Source organism: Bacillus sp. FSL K6-1145 (assembly GCF_038003425.1).
Lineage (GTDB): Bacteria > Bacillota > Bacilli > Bacillales > Bacillaceae > Bacillus > Bacillus pumilus.
This window is the reverse complement of record NZ_JBBOPC010000001.1, coordinates 2,557,434-2,579,833: the sequence shown is the minus strand read 5'-3', so window position 1 is coordinate 2,579,833 and position 22,400 is coordinate 2,557,434. Positions and strand designations below refer to the sequence as shown.

Genomic DNA, 22,400 nt, shown 5'->3' with positions numbered 1-22,400 from the left:
TTTAAAGATTCTGTGTATTTAAAACTGCCAGTATGTGCTTATCAACTTAGCAATTCATTAAATCATTTTCCACTTGAAGGAGTGTTCATCACATGTCATTAAGAGAAGAAGCATTACATATGCACAAAGAGAATCAAGGCAAACTTGAATCAAAATCAAAAGTACAAGTGAAAAATGCGAAAGACTTGAGCTTGGCTTACTCACCTGGTGTTGCAGAACCATGTAAAGATATTTATGACGACACAAGCAAAGTGTATGATTATACAATGAAAGGCAATATGGTCGCTGTTGTCACAGACGGAAGTGCTGTTTTAGGGCTTGGAAATATTGGTGCAGAAGCATCTCTTCCAGTCATGGAAGGAAAAGCTGTATTATTCAAAAGCTTCGCTGGCGTTGATGCCTTCCCAATCGCGCTTGCGACAAACGATGTAGACAAAATCGTTGAAACAGTAAAGCTTCTTGAGCCAACGTTTGGCGGTGTCAACCTTGAAGATATTGCAGCTCCAAACTGCTTCATTATCGAAGAGCGCTTGAAAAAAGAGACAAACATTCCAGTGTTCCACGATGATCAGCACGGAACAGCGATTGTGACAGTAGCTGGACTTGTAAATGCACTGAAACTGTCTGGAAAATCAATGTCCTCTATCAAAGTGGTGGCAAACGGCGCTGGAGCAGCGGGAATTGCGATTATCAAGCTTCTATATCATTTCGGTGTACGTGATATCATCATGTGTGATACAAAAGGCGCAATTTACGAAGGCCGCCCGAACGGTATGAATGCAGTGAAAAACGAAGTGGCTAAATTCACGAACCAAGACCGTAAAGAAGGTTCATTAGAAGAAGTGATTGAAGGCGCTGACGTCTTCATTGGGGTTTCAGTAGCAGGCGCTCTAACAAAAGAAATGGTTGGCAAAATGGCAAAAGATCCTGTCATCTTCGCAATGGCGAATCCTAATCCAGAGATCATGCCAGAAGATGCACATGCAGCAGGCGCAAGTGTTGTAGGAACTGGCCGTTCTGACTTCCCGAACCAAGTAAACAACGTACTGGCATTCCCAGGAATTTTCCGCGGAGCATTAGATGTACGAGCAACTCACATTAACGAAGAAATGAAAATTGCAGCCGTTGAAGCAATTGCTTCTCTTGTTTCAGATGATAAATTGTCAGCTGAATACGTCATCCCTGAACCATTTGATGCACGTGTAGCACCAGCGGTAGCAAAAGCAGTAGCAAAAGCAGCAATGGAAACTGGTGTTGCAAGAATCAAAGTCGACCCAGAAGAAGTCGCTGAAAAAACAAGAAAATTAACGATTATCGGCGAATAATCAATTGGAAAAGTGTGCACGTTCTTTCTGAAATTGGAGGAAAGACGTGCACCATTTCCTCTCATACGCGAAAATTTTTTCATCCGGAATGATATTTTTTTGTAGACGTTCACAATTCACATATATCAACTGCTCAGCGCCCCAAACACATACTCATTTCTCATCAATTCCCCACTGAAAAAATTGAATGAAGGATGACAGCGTTTGACAAAAAAAGTACAATAGTTTCGGTACAGTTATGACATGTCCTATAATAGTGGATGTGCGTGTAAAGAAAAAACCCTTCAAAAAGGGAGGTAGTCATTTGTCAATCAAAAATATTTTCAGTAAAAAGAAAAAATATGCATCTGTACCCTCTGAACAGGCAAGTCAAGATGTGCCTGAAGGCATCATGACCAAATGTCCGCAATGTAAAAAAATAATGCTCACCAAAGAACTAGATAAAAATTTACGTGTTTGCATGAATTGCGGTAGACATTTGCAAATGAATGCAAAACAGCGTATTGACAGCCTTGTTGACGAAGGCACATTTGAAGAATTTAACGGGCACCTGATCTCAGAAAACCCGCTCGGATTCCCAGGCTACGAAGAAAAGCTTGAGAAAGACAGAGAAAAAACGTCTTTGAATGAAGCCATTGTCACAGGTCAAGGTGAAATTGAAGGCCAGCGTGCTGTGATCGCTGTCATGGATGCCACATTCCGTATGGGCAGCATGGGCTCAGTTGTTGGTGAAAAGATCACACTTGCGATCGAGAAAGCAAAAGCGGACAAGGTGCCATTTATCATCTTTACTGCATCTGGCGGAGCGAGAATGCAAGAGGGGATCCTCAGTCTTATGCAAATGGCAAAAACAAGCTCAGCATTAAAATTGTTCAGCGAGGATCAAGGTTTGATTATCTCTGTGATGACGAACCCAACAACTGGCGGTGTATCAGCTAGTTTCGCGTCTCTTGGTGATTACAACTTTGCAGAACCTGGTGCTTTAATTGGGTTTGCAGGTCGTAGAATCATTGAACAAACCATTCGTGAAGACCTGCCAGAGGACTTCCAAACGGCTGAATTTTTAATGAAGCATGGTCAATTGGATGCTGTCATTCATCGTGCAGAGATGAAAGAAACACTAGGCCGAATCTTAGCATTACACAGCACAGGAGGTGAACGAGAGTGGCTGGAGAACTAGAATTTGAAAAACCTGTCATTGAACTTCGAGCGAAAATTGATGAACTGAAAAAGTTCACACAAAACTCAGAAATGGATTTAAGTGCAGAAATTGAGCGTCTTGAAACACGTCTGAGCAAACTTGAAGCAGACATTTATACAAATTTAAAACCGTGGGACAGAGTACAGATTGCTCGTCATGCGATGCGCCCAACAACTCTCGATTACATTCAAGAGCTGTTTGACAACTTTTTCGAGTGTCACGGTGACCGTTTTTATGGCGATGATGAAGCGATCGTTGGAGGAATTGCCACGTTTAAAGGGCTTCCTGTCACGGTGATTGGCCATCAGCGCGGTAAAGATACAAAAGAAAACTTGCGCCGTAATTTCGGAATGCCTCATCCAGAAGGCTACCGTAAAGCGCTGCGCTTGATGAAACAAGCAGATAAATTTAATCGCCCGATCATTTGCTTTATTGATACAAAAGGAGCTTATCCTGGTAAAGCAGCTGAAGAACGCGGGCAAAGTGAAGCAATTGCGAAAAACCTATTCGAAATGGCAGGACTTCGTGTACCGGTTGTCTGTATTGTCATTGGAGAAGGCGGAAGTGGCGGCGCACTAGGCTTAGGCGTAGGAAACCACCTATACATGCTAGAGAATTCAACGTATTCAGTGATTTCACCTGAAGGTGCAGCAGCACTGCTCTGGAAGGACTCATCACTTGCGAAAAAAGCTGCAGAATCAATGAAAATTACGGCTCCAGACCTAAAAGAATTAGATATTATAGATGATGTTATTAAAGAAGTGCAAGGTGGAGCACACCGAGACGTGAAACAACAAGCAGCCTACATTGAAAAAACATTAAAACAGTCACTTACATCTTTGCTCAAACTAACACCTGAAGAACTAGTCGAACAAAGATATCAAAAATACAAAGCAATCGGGAAAGTATCGGTTGAAAATCAATATATTGGGGTAAACTAAATAAACGTACAGCCTTTTTGGCTGGCGTTTATTTTTTTTCATCCTTTTTCATGAAAACCGACCTCATGTAAGCGCTATTTGAAAATAATTTTCTTTTGTTTTCATAAAGTTTGAAACGTCTGAAAACCCTGATACGGTGGGCTTTAGAAGGCTGGATCTTCCTCGCTTTTGAAAGAATTGCTTTCATGACTTTCTTAACTTTTGTTTAAAAACGGTTTATTTAATTGTATAATAAGTACGGTTTTAGAAATACGTATTGAAAACATCCGGTTTTGCTCATGATTGTTTTCAAGCAGTGGAAATGGTATGTTTAATTCATATATGGTCTCTGAGGTGAAAAAGATGAAGCGTATAGGAGTTTTAACGAGCGGTGGGGATTCCCCAGGAATGAATGCAGCTGTGCGCGCAGTTGTAAGGAAAGCGATTTACCATAATGTTGAAGTTTACGGTATTTATAATGGATATTCAGGTCTAATTAACGGTAAAATTGAGAAACTTGAAATAGGTTCAGTTGGCGATATCATTCATCGTGGAGGAACAAAACTTTACACGGCAAGATGCCCTGAATTCAAGACAGTTGAAGGTCGTGAAAAAGGCATTGAGAACTTAAAAAAATTCGGTATTGAAGGACTTGTTGTGATTGGCGGAGACGGTTCATTCATGGGAGCGAAGAAATTAACTGAGCTCGGTTTTCCATGTGTAGGTGTCCCGGGTACAATTGACAACGATATCCCAGGTACTGATTTCACTATTGGCTTTGATACAGCACTGAATACAGTCATTGACGCCATTGATAAAATTCGTGATACAGCCACATCTCATGAACGTACATACGTAGTGGAAGTAATGGGAAGACATGCTGGTGATATTGCTCTTTGGTCAGGTCTTGCAGGCGGAGCCGAATCTATTTTGATTCCTGAAGCAGACTATGACATGGATGAAATTATCGCGAGATTAAGAAGAGGACACGAGCGCGGCAAGAAGCACAGTATCATCATCGTCGCAGAAGGCGTAGGCAGCGGTGTTGAATTTGGTAAGCGGATTGAAGAGGAGACAAGCCTTGAAACCCGTGTATCTGTCTTAGGACATATTCAGCGCGGAGGTTCTCCAAGCGCATTTGACCGAGTACTCGCAAGCCGTTTAGGAGCATACGCAGTAGAACTTCTTCTTGAAGGAAAAGGCGGACGCTGTGTGGGTATTCAAAGCAACGAACTCGTTCACCACGATATTTTAGATATCTTAGATAAAAAACATACAGTCGATCAAAATATGTACCGACTTTCACAAGAGCTCTCTATATAAAACGAGAAGACCTTAGGAGGAACAGTAATGAGAAAGACAAAAATCGTTTGTACAATCGGTCCAGCAAGTGAAACCATTGAAAAGCTGACTGAATTGATTGAAGCAGGAATGAATGTAGCCAGACTAAACTTCTCTCATGGAGATTTTGAAGAGCATGGTGCACGCATTGAAAACATTCGTAAAGCAGGTAAAACATTAGGCAAGGACATTGCGATCCTTCTTGATACAAAAGGTCCAGAGATCCGTACACGTACAGTTGAAAACGGCTCAATTGAGCTAGTCGCTGGTGCAGATCTTATCGTAAGTATGGAAGACATTGTTGGAAATACGGAAAAAATTAGTGTGACGTATGAAGAGTTAATTCATGATGTAGAAGTAGGCTCAACGATTCTATTAGATGATGGTCTTATTGGTTTAGAAGTGAAAGAAATTAACATGGACCGCAAAGAAATCGTCACAAAGGTCATGAATACAGGCACGCTCAAAAACAAAAAAGGTGTAAACGTACCAGGTGTAAGTGTGAACCTGCCAGGTATTACAGAAAAGGATGCCAATGATATTCTGTTCGGAGTTGAACAAGGCGTCGATTTCATCGCAGCTTCTTTTGTGAGACGAGCTTCTGATGTTCTTGAAATTCGTGAGCTTCTTGAAAAGAATAACGCGGCTGACATTCAAATCATTCCTAAGATTGAAAACCAAGAGGGTGTTGATAACATCGATGAAATCCTTGAGGTATCAGACGGTTTGATGGTTGCACGTGGAGATCTTGGTGTAGAGATCCCGGCAGAAGAAGTACCGCTTGTTCAAAAAATGCTGATCAAAAAATGCAATCGCTTAGGCAAACCAGTCATCACAGCGACCCAAATGCTTGATAGCATGCAGCGTAATCCTCGTCCAACTCGTGCGGAAGCAAGTGACGTGGCAAATGCCATTTTTGATGGCACAGATGCGATTATGCTTTCTGGTGAAACAGCAGCAGGAACATATCCAGTAGAAGCTGTACAAACGATGCATAACATTGCATCACGTTCAGAAGATGCACTCAACTATAAAGCCATTCTTTCTCGCAGAAGCGAAGAAGTAGATGTCAGCATTACAGATGCCATCGGTCAATCTGTTGCACATACAGCGATGAAGCTTGACGTTGCAGCGATTGTGACACCTACGGAAAGCGGTCATACAGCGAGAATGATTTCAAAATATAGACCAAAAGCACCAATCGTAGCAGTTACAGCAAACGAATCAGTTGCGAGAAAGCTATCTCTTGTATTCGGTGTATTTGCAAAGAGCGGCTCAAAAACGACGTCTACTGATGAAATGCTTGAGAATGCAGTCGAGAAATCGATTGAAACAGGCTACGTGAGACATGGCGATTTAATCGTTATTACAGCTGGTGTGCCAGTTGGTGAAACAGGTACAACAAACTTAATGAAAGTTTATGTTGTCGGTGACATCATTGCGAAAGGTCAAGGAATTGGCCGTAAATCTGCATTTGGACCGGTTGTCATTGCGCAAAGCGGAAAAGAAGCAGAGGAAAAAATGTATGATGGTGCAATTCTTGTTGCAAACTGTACAGACCGTGATATGATGGGTGCTTTAGAAAAAGCATCTGCCCTGATCACTGAAGAAGGCGGACTAACAAGCCATGCAGCAGTCGTTGGACTTAGCCTTGGCATTCCAGTGATTGTAGGTCTTGACAGCGCAACAACACTGCTAAAAGAAGGCGAAGAGATTACAGTAGATCCGGCACGCGGAGCGATCTACAAAGGCCGTGCAAGCGTCCTTTAATTGATACACACGAGGGGAGTTGTCTGACTCCTCTCTTTTTTTATGTTACACTAAAAAAGTAAAACAGCTTTCGGGTGAAAGATACCCCATGAGGTGATATGGCTTGAAAAAATATTTGCTACTATTATTGATTCTGTTCCCTGCCGTGGAAATCAGTTTATTTTTAATATCAAGTAAAATCATTGGCATTTTGCCAACGATGCTGATGATCGTACTCACGAGTGCATTAGGTGCTTATTTTGCAAGAAAACAAGGAATCGAAGCTTTTCAAAAAGTGCAAAGAGATTTACAATATGGCAAAATGCCAGGGGTAGCGATTGTCGATGGTTTTTGCATTCTAATCGGCGGTCTGCTGCTACTCATTCCCGGCTTCTTATCAGATATCATCGGTGCGCTGCTGCTCATTCCGATGACGAGAAAGCAAATCAAGCCGCTTTTTGAACGCTGGCTCAGAAACATGTCTAATCGCAGTCGCTATACAATTATTCGCTAAAGAGACCTTGAGCTGAAGGTCTCTTTTACTTTTGCATGCCGTACCTAATGTACTGATAGACATCCCTGAAAACACCTGCATTACGAAATGCTTGCCACACGACAAGGGAAGCAGGGCCAATGACGAGTCCGAGGAAACCCAACCATTTTAACCCGACAAATAGCGCCACAAGCGTGGCTAAAGGATTAAGCCCAATGGATTTGCTTAAGACTTTTGGCTCTGATATTTGTCTTTGAATGAGCACGACAATATACAAAATGCCGAGCCCGATGGCGAGTGAAAGGTTTCCTGTCATGGCGGAGTAAATGATCCACGGCAGAAAAACGGTGCCGCTCCCGATATAAGGAAGTAAATCGACAAACCCAATACATAAAGCAATGACAAGGGCGTGCTCGACTTTTAAGATGATCAGTCCAATGATGACAAGGCCGATGGTCATCGCAACAAGCAAAAGCTGCGCCTTCATAAAACCGGTAATGGCTTTTTTGATTTCAGATAAAATGGCTCGTGTATGCTGCATCCATTTTGCGGGAAAGATACGAGAGCCATATTTTTTTAATGTAAACCAATCTTTCGTGATAAAAAAAGTCGCCAGTGCAGAAAACAAAAGGGTTGCGGCTGCATCAGGCAAAAGACCTAAAAAAGCCGGGATGAGCTCGAGTGTTTTTGAAAGAAAAGTCCCTATTTTTGCGGCAGCTTCATCGCCTAGCGCTTGGATTTGTCCCAAAATCGATTCCTTTTGACCAGCTTGAAGTGTATTAAATTGGGCGGTTACATCATGGTACAAAGGCAGGATCTTATCTGTAAAAAACTGTTCCACAATCCCAATCATGCGATCAAGGTGACCAGGCAGAACCTTTGCCAAATAAGCACTTCCTGAAATGATTTCTGCTACTAAGAGTGTGATGAAACCGGCTGCTACTACTAAAAAGAGCAGTAGTACAATGACGACAACAAATCCTCTTGGCATTCCGGTGATCTCTTCTATTTTGCATACAGCAGGGTGAATCAGGCAGGATACAATAAGTGCAATCCAAAAAGGATATAAAAAAGGAAAAGACTGATATAAAAAGACAACCGCAAATACAGCAATGCTGATCATCATCAAACTTCGTAGAAAAATGGCCATATAGGTGTGATTCACACAATCCCCTCCAAAAAACAAGCATGTCCGATACTTCATTTTATTCAAAAAGATTAGTAATATGAAAAGGTCGCAATAAAAAGAAAGGAAGGGGCGGCGTATGTTTACTCAAGCAAATTTATTTTTGGTTCTTTTACTCGTTATTGCACTTATTGCAAAAAACAATTCATTAATTTTAGCGGTTTCTGTGCTCATTGGGATTAAGCTGATTGGTTTGGATCAAAAAATTTTCCCAGTTCTTCAATCGAAGGGCATCAATTGGGGCGTCACCGTCATTACAATTGCTGTGCTTGTTCCTATTGCAACAGGTGACATTGGATTTAAGCAGCTTGGAGAAGCCATGAAATCTTCTTATGCTTGGATTGCACTTGGAGCGGGTATATTAGTAGCATTAATCGCAAAAAATGGTATTGTGCTACTCGAAAATGATCCGCATATCACAGCAGCGCTTGTGTTCGGGACGATTTTGGCAGTCAGCTTATTTAAAGGGGTAGCTGTCGGTCCGCTGATCGGAGCAGGAATTGCTTATTTGGCGATGCAGGCTGTGAAATTTTTCAGCGGTTGAAAAGAGAGTGGTTCATGCCACTTTCTTTTTTATTTTTTTCTTGCGTGAGCTTTTGCAAAAAAACATAATTAAATATAATAAAAGAAGCAAAATCCCTTTATTCCATGCCTGATATGGAAGACTGGAAAAAAAAATATCAAAAAAAATTATAGTTAAACATTTAACAAATGTCTGATTATTGTTTATAATGGGAATAGGCTTAATTTTGAACTCATTGATCACACAAGAGATATGAGGCTAAAAGCGCTCTAACCGTATAGGTAAATGTAAGCATTTTCTTTTCTGAACGTGCCGACTTATTCGGATTGGATAGCGCTTTCAAAAAGCGAGAATTCTGCAACGAAGGGGAATCTTTTTAAAAAGGGGAGATTGAACATGACAGCAACAAGAGGTCTTGAAGGTATCGTGGCAACAACTTCATCCGTAAGCTCAATTATTGATGATACTCTTACTTATGTAGGGTACAATATCGATGATTTAACTGAAAAAGCTACATTCGAAGAAATTGTCTACCTGTTATGGCACTTAAAGCTGCCGAATGAGCAAGAGCTGAGTGAGTTAAAACAGCAGCTCAACGAAAATGCTCACATTCCGCAAGAAATCATTGAGCACTTTAAATCGTATTCGCTGGATGGGGTTCATCCAATGTCTGCGATTCGTACAGCGGTATCCTTACTAGGATTACTTGATGACGAATCAGAGATTATGGACAAAGAAGCAAATTACAGAAAAGCCATTCGCTTACAGGCGAAAATTTCTGGACTAGTCGCTGCGTTTTCACGCATTCGTAAGGGACTTGAGCCTGTACAGCCAAAAGAAGAATACAGCTATGCTGCGAACTTCTTGTATATGCTAAATGGCGAAGAGCCGTCACCAGTAGAAATTGAGGCAATTGATAAGGCACTCATTCTACATGCGGATCATGAATTAAACGCATCGACATTTACAGCGCGTGTATGTGTTGCTACACTATCAGATATTTACTCTGGTGTAACAGCGGCTATCGGTGCGCTGAAAGGACCACTTCATGGCGGAGCCAACGAAGGCGTGATGAAGATGCTTTCAGAAATTGGCGAAGTTGAAAACGTAGATTCCTATATTCATGGTAAGCTAGAGAAGAAAGAAAAAATTATGGGCTTTGGCCACCGCGTATACCGTCAAGGTGACCCGCGTGCAAAGCATCTAAAAGAAATGAGCCAGCGTTTAACAAACCTGACTGGCGAGCCGAAATGGTATGAAATGTCTGTTCGCGCAGAGGAAATCGTGACATCAGAGAAAAATCTTCCACCAAATGTTGATTTTTATTCTGCATCTGTATATCACAGTCTTGGGATTGATCATGACTTGTTTACACCAATTTTCGTGATCAGCCGATTCTCTGGATGGATTGCTCACATTTTAGAGCAGTATGACAACAATCGTCTCATCCGTCCAAGAGCTGACTACATTGGACCTGATCTTCAAACGTTTGTTCCGATCAGTGAAAGAGACTAATGTTTATAGAATAAGCGGGGGCTGATCCTCACGAAGGCCAATCAGCCTCTAGATCAACAAAAAACGAATCACGTGAAAAACTTCTTCGCTTGCAGACATCAAGCCAAGAAGTTTCAAATATTCACTACATAACCTGGGAGGTAATATCATTGTCACAAGGCGAAAAAATTACAGTTACTGGCGGCGTATTGAATGTACCAAATAATCCAATCATCCCGTTTATCGAAGGGGACGGAATCGGTCCTGACATTTGGAAAGCAGCATCAAGAGTACTTGAAGCCGCTGTAGAAAAAGCATATAAAGGTGAAAAGCAAATCACTTGGAAAGAAGTATATGCAGGTGAGAAAGCTTACAATAAAACTGGAGAATGGCTTCCTGAGCAAACACTTGAAGACATTCGTGAATACTTAATCGCAATCAAAGGACCACTGACAACACCAATCGGCGGAGGAATCCGTTCATTAAACGTGGCACTTAGACAAGAGCTTGATCTATTCACATGCTTACGTCCAGTTCGCTGGTTCAAAGGCGTACCGTCTCCTGTGAAACGTCCAGAAGACACAGATATGGTCATCTTCCGTGAGAATACAGAAGATATCTATGCTGGTATCGAGTATGCACAAGGATCAGACGAAGTGAAGAAGTTAATTGACTTCTTGAAAAACGAATTAGGTGTAAACAAAATCCGTTTCCCAGAAACATCAGGTATCGGAATCAAGCCAGTTTCTGAAGAAGGAACTTCTCGCCTTGTCAGAGCGGCTATCCAATATGCAATCGACCAAGGCCGTAAGTCTGTGACACTTGTTCACAAAGGAAACATCATGAAATTCACAGAAGGTGCCTTCAAAAACTGGGGCTACGAAGTGGCTGAAAAAGAGTTTGGCGACAAGGTCTTTACATGGGCACAATATGATCGTATTGTAGAACAAGATGGAAAAGATGCGGCAAATAAAGCGCAAAGTGAAGCAGAAGCTGCTGGCAAAATTATTGTCAAAGACAGTATTGCAGATATTTTCCTTCAACAAATCCTAACTCGTCCAGCTGAGTTCGATGTTGTGGCAACAATGAACTTAAACGGAGATTACATCTCTGATGCTCTTGCAGCACAAGTTGGTGGAATTGGTATCGCACCAGGTGCGAACATCAACTACGAAACAGGACACGCTATTTTTGAAGCGACTCACGGAACAGCACCAAAATATGCTGGTCTTGATAAAGTGAACCCATCTTCTGTTCTTCTATCAGGCGTGCTTTTACTTGAGCACCTTGGCTGGCAGGAAGCAGCTGATCTAGTGATTCAATCTGTTGAAAATACAATTGCATCAAAAGTCGTCACTTACGATTTTGCTAGATTAATGGATGGCGCAACAGAAGTGAAATGTTCTGAGTTTGCTGACGAGCTCATCAAAAACTTGTCTTGATTCTTAAACTTTAAAGTTAAAGGGGAAAAAGGAAATGGCAAACAAGCGTAAAAAAGTATCTGTTATCGGAGCAGGCTTTACTGGAGCAACTACAGCATTTCTAACGGCTCAAAAAGAATTAGCGGACGTCGTATTAGTCGATATCCCGCAGCTTGAGAACCCAACAAAAGGGAAAGCACTTGATATGCTGGAAGCAAGTCCTGTTCAAGGCTTCGATGCAAACATTACAGGAACTTCTAACTACGAAGATACAGCCGGTTCTGATGTCGTGGTCATTACGGCGGGAATTGCAAGAAAGCCGGGAATGAGCCGTGACGATCTCGTGTCAACAAATGAAAAAATCATGCGCAGTGTGACACGCGAAATCGTTAAATATTCTCCAGAAACAATCATTGTTGTATTAACAAACCCTGTTGATGCAATGACGTATGCAGTTTATAAAGAATCAGGATTACCAAAAGAAAAAGTCATTGGACAATCGGGCATTCTTGATACAGCACGTTTCCGTACGTTCGTTGCTCAAGAATTAAACCTATCTGTTAAAGACGTGACGGGCTTTGTGCTTGGTGGACATGGCGATGACATGGTTCCTCTTGTTCGTTACTCTTATGCAGGCGGTATCCCGCTTGAAACATTGATTCCTAAAGAGCGAATTGATGCAATTGTTGAAAGAACAAGAAAAGGCGGCGGCGAAATCGTGAACCTATTAGGTAACGGTAGTGCATATTATGCTCCTGCTGCTTCACTAGTTGAAATGGTTGAGGCGATCCTTAAAGATCAGCGCCGCGTCATGCCGACGATTGCTTACCTTGAAGGTGAATATGGCTACGAAGGCATTTACCTAGGTGTACCAACAATCGTAGGTGGAAACGGCCTTGAGCAGATCATCGAGCTTGAGCTGACAGAAGAAGAAAGAAGTCAGCTTGACCGTTCTGTTGAATCTGTTAAGAATGTCATGAAAGTATTGTCTTAATATGAATAAAAAAGAAGGCTTCTCTGATGAGGAGTCTTCTTTTTGTTTACAAAACAAATCTTGTCGAAATTTTAAATTGTTCTCTTGTTAAGCTTTCGTTAAAATGAAAGAGAAAGCATGACTTCTCGCTTTTCACATAAGATACAAAAAACGGATGCAGGGGAAATCACTAATTGGAGGCACAACATGAATAAAAAAATATTAGTTGTGGATGATGAAGAATCGATTGTAACACTTCTAAGCTATAACCTTGAAAGAGCGGGCTATGATGTCGTCACAGCAAGAGACGGGGAAGAAGCACTTGAAAAAGCAGCAAGTGAACAGCCTGATCTCATTGTATTAGATTTAATGCTTCCGAAGATGGACGGCATTGAAGTGTGCAAACAACTGAGAATTCAAAAAATGATGTTCCCTATTTTAATGCTGACAGCAAAGGACGATGAATTTGATAAGGTGCTAGGTCTTGAGCTTGGGGCCGATGATTACATGACAAAGCCATTCAGTCCTAGAGAAGTGGGTGCTCGGGTAAAAGCCATCTTGAGAAGAGCACAGCAATCTCAGCCTACCCCCACGCAAGAGGAGAAGGAAGAGATCATTGCAGATCAAATCAAAATTGGTGAACTGCGTATTTTACCAGAACACTACGAAGTCTATTTCCAGGAAGAACGTCTAGAGCTGACGCCAAAAGAATTTGAACTGCTGCTTTATTTGGCGAAGCATAAAGGACGTGTCCTCACGCGTGATTTATTGCTAAGTGCCGTTTGGAATTATGACTTTGCAGGTGACACTCGTATTGTGGATGTCCATATTAGTCACTTGCGGGACAAAATTGAAAAGAACACGAAAAAACCAACATACATTAAAACGATTCGCGGCTTAGGCTACAAATTGGAGGAGCCAAAGTCAAATGAGTAAAATTAGAACCCGTCTGTTTTCGGGACTCATTTTTCTCCTTTTTATTGTGTTTGTGGCACTTGGTCTTTTCCTGGATCACATGTTCCATGTTTTCTATGAAACAAAATTAACGGAACGAATGGAAAAGGAATCGAGCTTTCTCCTGTCTTCTATGAATGGTGATGATTTAAAGGCGAAGCAACACAAAGAGGTCCTCAATCAGGCAAAGCAGCATTTTGACATGAATGCGTCGATTGTGGATTTAAAGGGGAAGATCATACATACAACGGGTCAAGCAGAACAAAAGGCCGTCATTCAAAACACACTAAACAATGAACGTCTCCAAACAAAAGGGGTCGTTATTGACGATGAGAAGGATGCGCTGTTCCATTATGCTGTCCCGATCTTAAAACAAAACGAACCGGCGGGTTATTTATTTCTCCATGCGTCATACGAGCCTTTAAATGAAATTGACGGCCAGCTTTGGCTTGCCTTAGCCTTTTGTCTTGGCTCGGCAATTATCATTATCGTTTTCTTTGGGTACCGCATGTCGATGAAATATGTGAAACCAATTGATTATGCGACAAAGGTAGCTAAACAGCTAGAACGCGGGAACTATGATACGAATAATTATGAAGAGCTGATGATTGAAACAAGTGAACTGAATACTTCCATGAAGCGTTTGGCAGAAAGTCTTCAAGAAATGACAAGTGCTGGTGAAATGCAGAGAGACCGGCTGCAAACGGTCATTGAAAATATTGGAGCGGGGATTATATTGATTGATAAGATGGGGTATATCCACCTCGTCAATCGAACCTTCCGCAAGCAGTTTAAGGTGCAAAAGCACATTTACATGCACAAGCTTTATCATGAAGCGTTTACCCATGAAGAGATTATCGAATTAATTGACGAAATTTTCATGACAGAAACGAAGGTGCGGAAGTTTTTACGTCTAGCCGTTGACATTGAACGACGCTACTTCCAAGTGGATGGTGTACCCATTTTAAGTACAGACGATGAATGGAAAGGAATTGTCCTCGTGTTTCATGACGTGACAGAAACGAAGCAGCTGGAGCAGATGCGAAAAGACTTTGTTGCCAATGTGTCTCATGAGTTAAAAACACCGATTACGTCGATTAAAGGATTTTCTGAAACCCTTCTTGATGGCGCGATTGATGACAAAGAAGCACTGACAGAATTCCTTTCTATCATTTTAAAAGAGAGTGTCCGTCTAGAAACATTGATTCAAGACTTACTTGATCTTTCTAAAATTGAGCAGCAGCAATTCAAGCTGAATATTCAAGAAGCCAATGCGACAGAAATCATCCAAGAGATTCAAGTGCTGTTAAAACAAAAGGCTACAGAAAAAGGCATTCAATTACACGTGCGTGTCCCGAAAGAACCGGTCTATGTCATGGCAGACCCGCTAAGGTTAAAGCAAATCTTCCTCAATCTCGTTAATAATGCCCTGACCTATACACCAGAGGGAGGAAGTGTCACCATCTCAGCAAGACCGAGAAAAGGTGCCTATGAATTTGATGTAGCAGATACAGGGATCGGTATGAAGAAAAGTGAGATTCCAAGAATATTTGAGAGATTTTATCGAATTGATAAAGATAGAAGCAGGAATTCAGGCGGTACAGGTCTTGGCCTTGCCATTGTCAAACACCTTGTGGAAGCGCATGAAGGAACAATTTCTGTCCGCAGCAAACAAGGTAAAGGAACAACTTTTACAGTGAGCCTGAAATCGACATAGAAAAAAAAGGAAAGTCACGTTAAAATTTACATGATCTTTACAATGAATTCATGTTTTGTTAAACATTCATTGATAGGATGAATAGGAACCCCTTCATCCAAGGAGCCAATTTTGGAAGGACGAAAACACTTGTTGTTTTCGTCCCTTTTTTATGCAGGCTCGACTATTTTCTTTTCAAAATAAACTTTGATAAAATGAAGATACAATGTGTGAAAGAGACGGCTGAGATGGCTCAGCCGATGGAGGATTAAAACATGACAGACAAAAAGAAATTAGTGTTAGTGGATGGAAACAGCCTCGCATATCGAGCCTTCTTTGCTTTGCCGCTATTATCAAATGATAAAGGCGTACATACAAATGCTATTTATGGCTTTGCGATGATTTTAATGAAAATGCTGGAGGACGAGAAGCCAACCCATATGCTCGTCGCATTTGATGCGGGAAAAACAACCTTCCGCCACGAGACATTTAAAGAATATAAAGGCGGAAGACAAAAAACCCCGCCAGAGCTATCAGAACAAATGCCATTCATCCGTGAACTATTAGATGCCTATCAGGTGAAAAGGTACGAGCTTCCTCAATATGAGGCAGATGATATTATCGGTACATTGGCTGTCGAGGCAGAAAAAAACGGCTTTGAAGTCAAAATCTTCTCAGGAGATAAAGACTTAACCCAGCTCTCAACAGATCATACGACAGTGGCTATTACGAAAAAAGGCATCACAGAAGTAGAATACTACACACCTGCTCATATTGAAGAGAAATATGGCCTGCGACCAGATCAAATCATTGATATGAAAGGGCTGATGGGAGATTCCTCAGATAATATCCCAGGCGTCCCAGGTGTAGGGGAAAAAACAGCCATTAAATTGTTAAAGCAGTTTGAAACAGTTGAGAACCTGCTTGAACATATTGATGAAGTGAGCGGGAAAAAGCTCAAAGAAAAGCTTGAAGAATATAAAGAACAAGCAGTCATGAGTAAAGAGCTGGCGACCATTCTCGTAGAAGCACCTATTGATGTGTCGAGCAAAGATCTTGCCTACGAAGGTCCACACATGGATCAAGTGATCTCTCTTTATAAAGAACTAGGCTTTCAAACCCTGCTAGAGCGTCTAGGAGAAGCACCAGAAACAGATGAACAGGTTGAAGTAGACGCATTAGAAGTGAAAAAAATGACAGCTGCAGGAGGCGACATGCTGACAGATCATGCAGCCCTTGTGGTAGAACAGCTTGGAGATAATTATCACGAAGCAGATTTGATCGGTTTTGCGATCCATAATGAAAATGGTGCGTTTTTTATGACGAAAGAAGATGCGCTTCAATCAGATGCATTTAAAGAATGGGTACAGGATGAAACGAAGAAAAAATGGGTCTTTGATTCAAAAAGAGCAGTTGTCGCTCTCAGATGGCATGATGTCGACCTAAAAGGTGTCGACAATGATGTTCTGCTCGCTTCCTACGTCGTCAACCCGCAGAAATCATACGAAGACGTTGCAAGTGTAGCGAAGGAATATGGTCTGAATATCGCTCTTTCTGATGAAAAAGTATACGGAAAAGGAGCAAAACAGGCGATTCCACCTGAAGATGAACTGAAAGGACATCTTGGACGAAAAGCAGCGGCGATCTCAGCCTTGCATGATTTAACACTAGAAGCATTAGAAAAAAATGATCAGCATGAACTATATGAAGATTTAGAGCTGCCGCTTGCGCTCATCTTAGGTGAAATGGAATCTCTTGGAGTAAAGGTAGATATAAAGCGCCTAGAGAAAATGGGTGAAGAATTAACGAAAAAGCTTAAAGAATATGAAGAAACGATTCACCGCTTAGCAGGAGAAACGTTTAACATCAATTCTCCTAAACAGCTTGGTGTCATCCTTTTTGAAAAATTAGGTCTCCCGATTATCAAGAAGACAAAAACAGGCTATTCAACGTCTGCAGATGTGCTCGAAAAGCTTGAAGATAAGCATGAAATCATTCGGTCCATTCTGCACTACAGACAAATTGGAAAGCTGCAATCGACCTATGTAGAAGGGTTAATGAAAGTAACGCGCAAGGATACCCATAAAGTGCATACAAGGTTTAATCAAGCACTCACCCAAACAGGAAGATTAAGCTCAACAGATCCAAACCTTCAAAACATCCCGATTCGTTTAGAAGAAGGACGGAAAATTCGTCAAGCATTCGTTCCTTCAAAAGAAGGCTGGCTCATGTTTGCAGCTGACTATTCACAAATCGAGCTGCGTGTACTCGCTCATATTTCACAAGATGAGAATTTGATCGAAGCATTTACGAGGGACATGGACATTCACACGAAAACAGCGATGGATGTGTTCCATGTCTCAGAAGAAGAAGTGACTTCCGCTATGAGAAGACAAGCCAAGGCGGTAAATTTCGGTATTGTATACGGAATCAGCGACTATGGACTTTCTCAAAACCTTGGGATCACAAGAAAAGAAGCCGCCGCATTTATCGAGCGCTATTTAACAAGCTTTAAAGGCGTGAAAACCTATATGGAAGAAATCGTTCAGGAAGCGAAACAAAAAGGCTACGTCACGACGCTTCTTAAACGCAGACGGTATATCCCAGATATCACAAGCCGAAATTTTAATATCAAAAGCTTTGCAGAACGAACAGCCATGAACACACCGATCCAAGGCAGCGCAGCCGATATTATTAAAAAAGCGATGATTGATATGGCGCGAAGGCTCAAAGAAGAAAACCTGCAGACAAATCTTTTATTACAGGTGCACGATGAATTGATCTTCGAAGCGCCGAAAGAAGAAATCGCCATCCTTGAAAAGATTGTTCCTGAAGTCATGGAAAATGCACTTCAGCTTGATGTGCCGCTAAAAGTTGATTTTTCTTCAGGTCCATCTTGGTACGATGCGAAATAAATAATAGAGAGAAAAAGGAGCGAGGAGAATGCCGGAATTACCAGAAGTAGAAACCGTCCGGCGCACTCTAAAGCGGTTAGTCGAAGGAAAGACGATTGAAACGGTCGATATCAAATGGCCAAACATCATCAAACGTCCTGGGGAGCCGGAAGAGTTCGCAAGAAGAATGGTAGGAGAAACTATACAAACCATTGAAAGAAGAGGGAAGTTCCTCCTCTTTCATTTAGACCATTATGTGATGGTCTCCCATTTAAGGATGGAAGGAAAATACCGTGTACATGAAGCGCATGAGCCTTATGATAAACACGTACACGTCGTCTTTACGTTTACAGATGGGACGGAGCTTCGGTACCATGATGTGCGTAAATTTGGCACGATGCATTTATTTCAGCCGGGTGAAGAGGAAAAGGAACTCCCGCTATCACAGCTGGGATATGAACCATTTGATGAACAGTTCACTCCTGAGTATTTATGGGAGAAATTGAAAAAAACAACCCGAATGGTCAAAACAGCACTGCTTGATCAAAAGATTGTCGTAGGACTTGGTAACATTTACGTAGATGAGGTCCTGTTTAAATCAGGGATTCATCCAGAAACGAAAGCGAATCAGCTCAGCCTGGAATCTTGCAAAGTGCTTCACAAACAGATCATCGATACGCTTCAGGTGGCGGTAGATGCGGGAGGAAGTACAATTCGTTCTTATATCAACTCACAAGGAGATATTGGCACATTTCAATTGCAGCTTCTTGTATATGACCGGCGGGGAGAGCCTTGCCAAACATGCGGAAGCATCATTGAGAAAACAGTAGTCGGAGGGCGCGGTACACACTTTTGTGTGACCTGCCAAAAACGTCCTCAATAAAGCTTAGCCATGAGCATGCTTCCTTTTTGCGATGCATACGATAAAAAACATTCATTTTTCAGCAAGGTGTAGACTGACACACAGCCCACCTGCTCTTCATATAGTGAAGAAGAGTCTAAGAACGCCTAGAGACTCTTGATCATCGTTGCATGAACAGAAAGGAAGAGTTCAGGTATGATTTCGATTTCGCTCCTGTTTTTAGCTATTGCAGTCAGCATCGACAGCTTTTCTGTAGGCTTTACGTATGGTCTCCGCAAAATGAGAATCCCATTTAAAGCCATCGTCATTATTGCATGCTGCTCAGGGATTGTGCTGCTCATTTCTATGCTGATTGGCAGCTTGCTGACGACATTTCTCCCTGTCTCAGTGACCGATAAACTGGGGGGAGGCATCTTAATTGCCATTGGCCTTTGGGTCCTGTATCAATTTTACAAACCAGCGAAAGAGCGTGATTTGCTTCTTCATGAAAAGACATTGCTTAATGTGGAAGTCCAATCGCTTGGGCTTGTCATTCACATTTTAAGAAAGCCAACAAGTGCAGATATTGACCGATCTGGGACGATTAATGGAATAGAAGCGGTACTTCTTGGAATTGCTTTATCCATTGATGCATTTGGCGCAGGGATTGGCGCAGCGATACTAGGCTTTTCTCCAATTGTCATGAGTATCACGGTCGCAGTGATGAGCTCACTTTTTGTATGTATCGGTCTGCGTGCCGGTCATTACTTGGCAAATTGGCGCTGGATCGATAAACTCGCATGCTTACCAGGGCTTCTGCTCATATTAATTGGGGTTTGGAAGCTGTAAAAGGAGGAAATCAATTGACGCTTGTCATTGGATTAACCGGCGGGATTGCTAGCGGAAAAAGCACAGTCTCGCAGATGATAAAAGAGCAGGGCATCCGGGTTGTGGACGCAGATGTGATTGCAAAAGAAGCGGTCGCCAAAGGAACACCCGCCCTTCATCATATCGTTCAAACCTTTGGTGAGGGTGTCCTCCTGCCAAATGGAGAGCTAGACCGGCAGCAGCTGGGAGCCATTATTTTTTCTAATGAAGAGAAAAGAAAGCAGCTAAATGCGATCGTTCACCCAGAAGTGCGAAAGGAAATGCTCAGGCAGCGAGATGAAGGAATCGACAGCCGAGAAACATTCGTTGTCCTGGATATCCCGCTTTTATTTGAGAGTCAGCTGGAAAGTCTCGTCGACCGCATTATTGTGGTGTATACAACACCAGAATTACAGCTATCACGACTCATGAATCGAAACGACCTTAGCGCGGAAGAAGCGCTGAATCGGATTCACTCTCAGCAGCCTCTTGAGGAAAAATGTAAGAAAGCAGACCGGGTGATAGAAAATACACAAGATCTTGCTTTTATTAGAAAGCAATTGCAGAACATATTAAATGAATGGGAACATACTGATAAGTAAGAGTACATACACGTACTCTTCTTTTTTTATGCTTTTTATATTTCTCATGAAAAGAACAGCCCTTTTTAGAAAATATACGTTTATATACTGGCAATTACAATCTAATGTGATATACTAATTTCATAAATAAATTTATTGAGTATAACACATAATAGAGGAGTGACCTGTTCATGAAGGTAAAAGCAGCGATCAATGGGTTTGGCAGAATTGGACGCATGGTCTTCAGAAAAGCAATGCTTGATGATCAAATTCAAATTGTAGCGGTGAACGCAAGCTATCCTGCGGAAACGCTAGCACATTTAATTAAATATGATACAAATCATGGACGTTACGAATGCGATGTGACAGCAGAAGATGACGCACTGATTGTAAATGGGAAAAGAGTGCTTTTGCTCAATAACAGAGACCCAAAGCAGCTTCCGTGGGGAGAGCTTGGGATTGATATCGTCATAGAAGCAACCGGAAAATTTAATTCAAAAGATCAAGCGATGGGCCATATAGATGCCGGAGCGAAAAAGGTCGTACTTACAGCTCCAGGTAAAAATGAAGACATTACAATTGTGATGGGTGTCAATGAGGATGATCTTGATCCTGAAAAGCACGTCGTTATTTCAAACGCATCTTGTACAACAAACTGTTTAGCACCAGTTGTCAAATTGTTAGATGATGAATTCGGTATCGACAACGGTTTAATGACAACGGTTCATGCGTATACAAATGATCAAAAAAATATCGATAACCCGCATAAGGATTTGCGCCGGGCAAGAGCATGTGCCCAGTCCATTATTCCAACGACGACGGGTGCCGCTAAAGCGCTTTCTTTAGTGCTGCCGCACATGAAAGGGAAATTGCATGGACTTGCACTTCGCGTGCCAGTTTCCAATGTATCGATGGTTGATCTTGTTGTCGACTTGAAAAAAGATGTCACAGCAGAAGAAGTCAATGCAGCCTTCTCAAATGCATCAAAAACTTCTCTTTCCGGTATTTTAGATTACACGGATGAGCCGCTTGTTTCTACAGACTTTAATACGAACCCTTATTCAGCTGTCGTAGATGGACTGACAACGATGGTGATGGGGGATAGAAAAGTAAAAGTTCTTGCATGGTATGACAATGAATGGGGTTATTCATGCAGAGTGGTGGATCTTGTGAAGTTTGTCGGATCGCAGATGAAAGAGCTTTCTGCTGTTTGAAATGAAGAAGACGAACGTCCCTTTTCAAGGAATGAGAGAAAATCCCATTGAAAACACAGCTTGCAAAATGGGTCTAAACAAAGTATACTATTTTTCGTGAACTTCTTGTTCGCAGACTCATTCGGGTATACTTAAAGGGTTAGGACCTCTTTGGACTAACTTTCCCCCGTGGTATATGTCCGGTCCGGCTGCTTAGAACTTCACTCTTTCATTCTTGTTTAAGGGGGGTCCATGATGGAAACAATCGGACGTCACGTTATCTCCGAGCTATGGGGATGCGACTGTGATAAACTGAACGACATGGATTTTATTGAAAAAACGTTTGTAAATGCAGCTTTGAAATCAGGAGCTGAAGTAAGAGAGGTTGCTTTTCACAAATTTGCACCTCAAGGAGTAAGTGGAGTTGTCATTATTTCTGAATCTCATCTGACAATTCACAGCTTTCCTGAACATGGTTATGCGAGCATAGATGTTTATACTTGCGGCGACCTAGATCCGAATATCGCAGCAGATCATATCGGAGATGAATTAGGTGCTGAAACAAGAGAAAACATTGAAATTCCTCGAGGCATGGGACCTGTACAAGTGAAACAGGCGCAAGCCAAAGCACTGTAAACATAAAAAAAGATCGCAATGGGAGCTGGCCAAAAGCATTGAAATGCCTTTGTGTTATGCTCCTTTTTATATTTGTTTGATAGAGAAAATCCAACATTCCCCAACTTGCCTA

Annotated in this window: 19 protein-coding genes; 18 read left to right on the top strand and 1 reads right to left on the bottom strand. The window is 41.8% G+C overall.

From position 1 onward, the window contains the following. Nucleotides 1–92: 92 nt before the first annotated feature. The 6 genes from MHH41_RS13030 to MHH41_RS13005 all read left to right on the top strand — a co-directional run bounded on the left by MHH41_RS13030 (nt 93) and on the right by MHH41_RS13005 (nt 7,050). Nucleotides 93–1,325 (top strand): NAD(P)-dependent malic enzyme, encoded by a 1,233-nt coding sequence (locus MHH41_RS13030; protein ID WP_003216785.1) that lies wholly within the window; start codon nt 93–95, stop codon nt 1,323–1,325. Between the two features lie 304 nt (nt 1,326–1,629). Continuing rightward, nucleotides 1,630–2,505, top strand: coding sequence for an acetyl-CoA carboxylase, carboxyltransferase subunit beta (gene accD, locus MHH41_RS13025; protein ID WP_034661853.1), 876 nt, complete (start codon nt 1,630–1,632; stop codon nt 2,503–2,505). Further along, nucleotides 2,490–3,467: an acetyl-CoA carboxylase carboxyl transferase subunit alpha gene (gene accA / locus MHH41_RS13020; protein WP_003216264.1), complete on the top strand. Its 978-nt coding sequence runs from the start codon at nt 2,490–2,492 to the stop codon at nt 3,465–3,467. The genes accD and accA overlap by 16 nt, the downstream gene beginning before the upstream one ends. Before the next feature lie 342 nt (nt 3,468–3,809). Continuing rightward, on the top strand, nt 3,810–4,769 hold the full coding sequence (gene pfkA, locus MHH41_RS13015) for a 6-phosphofructokinase (RefSeq protein ID WP_012010865.1): 960 nt from the start codon (nt 3,810–3,812) through the stop codon (nt 4,767–4,769). Nucleotides 4,770–4,796: 27 nt separating this feature from the next. Next, on the top strand, nt 4,797–6,557 hold the full coding sequence (pyk, locus tag MHH41_RS13010; RefSeq protein WP_003216573.1) for a pyruvate kinase: 1,761 nt from the start codon (nt 4,797–4,799) through the stop codon (nt 6,555–6,557). 103 nt (nt 6,558–6,660) lie between these two features. Beyond that, nucleotides 6,661–7,050: an FxsA family protein gene (locus MHH41_RS13005; protein ID WP_003216718.1), complete on the top strand. Its 390-nt coding sequence runs from the start codon at nt 6,661–6,663 to the stop codon at nt 7,048–7,050. Between the two features lie 25 nt (nt 7,051–7,075). On the opposite strand, the gene ytvI is transcribed toward MHH41_RS13005, so the two are convergent. Then, nucleotides 7,076–8,194: a sporulation integral membrane protein YtvI gene (gene ytvI / locus MHH41_RS13000; protein WP_340866427.1), complete on the bottom strand. Its 1,119-nt coding sequence runs from the start codon at nt 8,192–8,194 to the stop codon at nt 7,076–7,078. 100 nt (nt 8,195–8,294) lie between these two features. Between ytvI and MHH41_RS12995 the strand changes: the two genes are divergently transcribed. The 12 genes from MHH41_RS12995 (at nt 8,295) to speD (ending at nt 22,288) form a co-directional block, all read left to right on the top strand. Continuing rightward, complete coding sequence (locus MHH41_RS12995; protein ID WP_044139290.1) at nt 8,295–8,759, top strand: DUF441 domain-containing protein; 465 nt, start codon at nt 8,295–8,297, stop codon at nt 8,757–8,759. Between the two features lie 375 nt (nt 8,760–9,134). Next, nucleotides 9,135–10,253, top strand: a complete 1,119-nt coding sequence (citZ, locus tag MHH41_RS12990; protein WP_008346063.1) for a citrate synthase — start codon at nt 9,135–9,137, stop codon at nt 10,251–10,253. 149 nt (nt 10,254–10,402) lie between these two features. After that, the gene (gene icd / locus MHH41_RS12985) at nt 10,403–11,674 is read left to right on the top strand and encodes an NADP-dependent isocitrate dehydrogenase (RefSeq protein ID WP_003216780.1); all 1,272 of its coding nucleotides are present in this window, start codon (nt 10,403–10,405) and stop codon (nt 11,672–11,674) included. Nucleotides 11,675–11,708: 34 nt separating this feature from the next. Continuing rightward, nucleotides 11,709–12,647: a malate dehydrogenase gene (gene mdh / locus MHH41_RS12980; protein WP_003216833.1), complete on the top strand. Its 939-nt coding sequence runs from the start codon at nt 11,709–11,711 to the stop codon at nt 12,645–12,647. Between the two features lie 186 nt (nt 12,648–12,833). Beyond that, complete coding sequence (locus MHH41_RS12975) at nt 12,834–13,562, top strand: response regulator transcription factor (protein WP_050943592.1); 729 nt, start codon at nt 12,834–12,836, stop codon at nt 13,560–13,562. After that, nucleotides 13,555–15,297 carry a two-component system histidine kinase PnpS gene (gene pnpS / locus MHH41_RS12970; RefSeq protein WP_340866426.1) on the top strand — a complete coding sequence of 581 codons (1,743 nt, stop codon included), beginning with the start codon at nt 13,555–13,557 and terminating at the stop codon, nt 15,295–15,297. The genes MHH41_RS12975 and pnpS overlap by 8 nt, the downstream gene beginning before the upstream one ends. Nucleotides 15,298–15,551: 254 nt before the next feature. After that, complete coding sequence (gene polA, locus MHH41_RS12965) at nt 15,552–18,191, top strand: DNA polymerase I (protein ID WP_113387225.1); 2,640 nt, start codon at nt 15,552–15,554, stop codon at nt 18,189–18,191. Nucleotides 18,192–18,219: 28 nt separating this feature from the next. Continuing rightward, nucleotides 18,220–19,053 (top strand): DNA-formamidopyrimidine glycosylase, encoded by an 834-nt coding sequence (mutM, locus tag MHH41_RS12960; RefSeq protein ID WP_065098575.1) that lies wholly within the window; start codon nt 18,220–18,222, stop codon nt 19,051–19,053. A gap of 174 nt (nt 19,054–19,227) precedes the next feature. Further along, entirely contained in the window at nt 19,228–19,860 is a 633-nt protein-coding gene (ytaF, locus tag MHH41_RS12955; protein WP_003216274.1) for a sporulation membrane protein YtaF, read from the top strand. Nucleotides 19,861–19,874: 14 nt separating this feature from the next. Next, on the top strand, nt 19,875–20,480 hold the full coding sequence (gene coaE, locus MHH41_RS12950; protein ID WP_050943596.1) for a dephospho-CoA kinase: 606 nt from the start codon (nt 19,875–19,877) through the stop codon (nt 20,478–20,480). Between the two features lie 170 nt (nt 20,481–20,650). Further along, nucleotides 20,651–21,673: a glyceraldehyde-3-phosphate dehydrogenase gene (locus MHH41_RS12945; protein ID WP_003216683.1), complete on the top strand. Its 1,023-nt coding sequence runs from the start codon at nt 20,651–20,653 to the stop codon at nt 21,671–21,673. 234 nt (nt 21,674–21,907) lie between these two features. Then, nucleotides 21,908–22,288, top strand: coding sequence for an adenosylmethionine decarboxylase (gene speD, locus MHH41_RS12940; protein WP_003216492.1), 381 nt, complete (start codon nt 21,908–21,910; stop codon nt 22,286–22,288). The last annotated feature ends 112 nt before the right edge of the window (nt 22,289–22,400 follow it).

What these genes read in the sequence shown, in the direction of transcription:
- MHH41_RS13030 (WP_003216785.1), top strand. Translation starts at nt 93, where the DNA reads ATGTCATTAAGAGAAGAAGCATTACATATGCACAAAGAGAATCAAGGC.
- pfkA (WP_012010865.1), top strand. Translation starts at nt 3,810, where the DNA reads ATGAAGCGTATAGGAGTTTTAACGAGCGGTGGGGATTCCCCAGGAATG.
- pyk (WP_003216573.1), top strand. Translation starts at nt 4,797, where the DNA reads ATGAGAAAGACAAAAATCGTTTGTACAATCGGTCCAGCAAGTGAAACC.
- MHH41_RS12995 (WP_044139290.1), top strand. Translation starts at nt 8,295, where the DNA reads ATGTTTACTCAAGCAAATTTATTTTTGGTTCTTTTACTCGTTATTGCA.
- citZ (WP_008346063.1), top strand. Translation starts at nt 9,135, where the DNA reads ATGACAGCAACAAGAGGTCTTGAAGGTATCGTGGCAACAACTTCATCC.
- mdh (WP_003216833.1), top strand. Translation starts at nt 11,709, where the DNA reads ATGGCAAACAAGCGTAAAAAAGTATCTGTTATCGGAGCAGGCTTTACT.
- MHH41_RS12975 (WP_050943592.1), top strand. Translation starts at nt 12,834, where the DNA reads ATGAATAAAAAAATATTAGTTGTGGATGATGAAGAATCGATTGTAACA.
- pnpS (WP_340866426.1), top strand. Translation starts at nt 13,555, where the DNA reads ATGAGTAAAATTAGAACCCGTCTGTTTTCGGGACTCATTTTTCTCCTT.
- polA (WP_113387225.1), top strand. Translation starts at nt 15,552, where the DNA reads ATGACAGACAAAAAGAAATTAGTGTTAGTGGATGGAAACAGCCTCGCA.
- mutM (WP_065098575.1), top strand. Translation starts at nt 18,220, where the DNA reads ATGCCGGAATTACCAGAAGTAGAAACCGTCCGGCGCACTCTAAAGCGG.
- ytaF (WP_003216274.1), top strand. Translation starts at nt 19,228, where the DNA reads ATGATTTCGATTTCGCTCCTGTTTTTAGCTATTGCAGTCAGCATCGAC.
- MHH41_RS12945 (WP_003216683.1), top strand. Translation starts at nt 20,651, where the DNA reads ATGAAGGTAAAAGCAGCGATCAATGGGTTTGGCAGAATTGGACGCATG.
- speD (WP_003216492.1), top strand. Translation starts at nt 21,908, where the DNA reads ATGGAAACAATCGGACGTCACGTTATCTCCGAGCTATGGGGATGCGAC.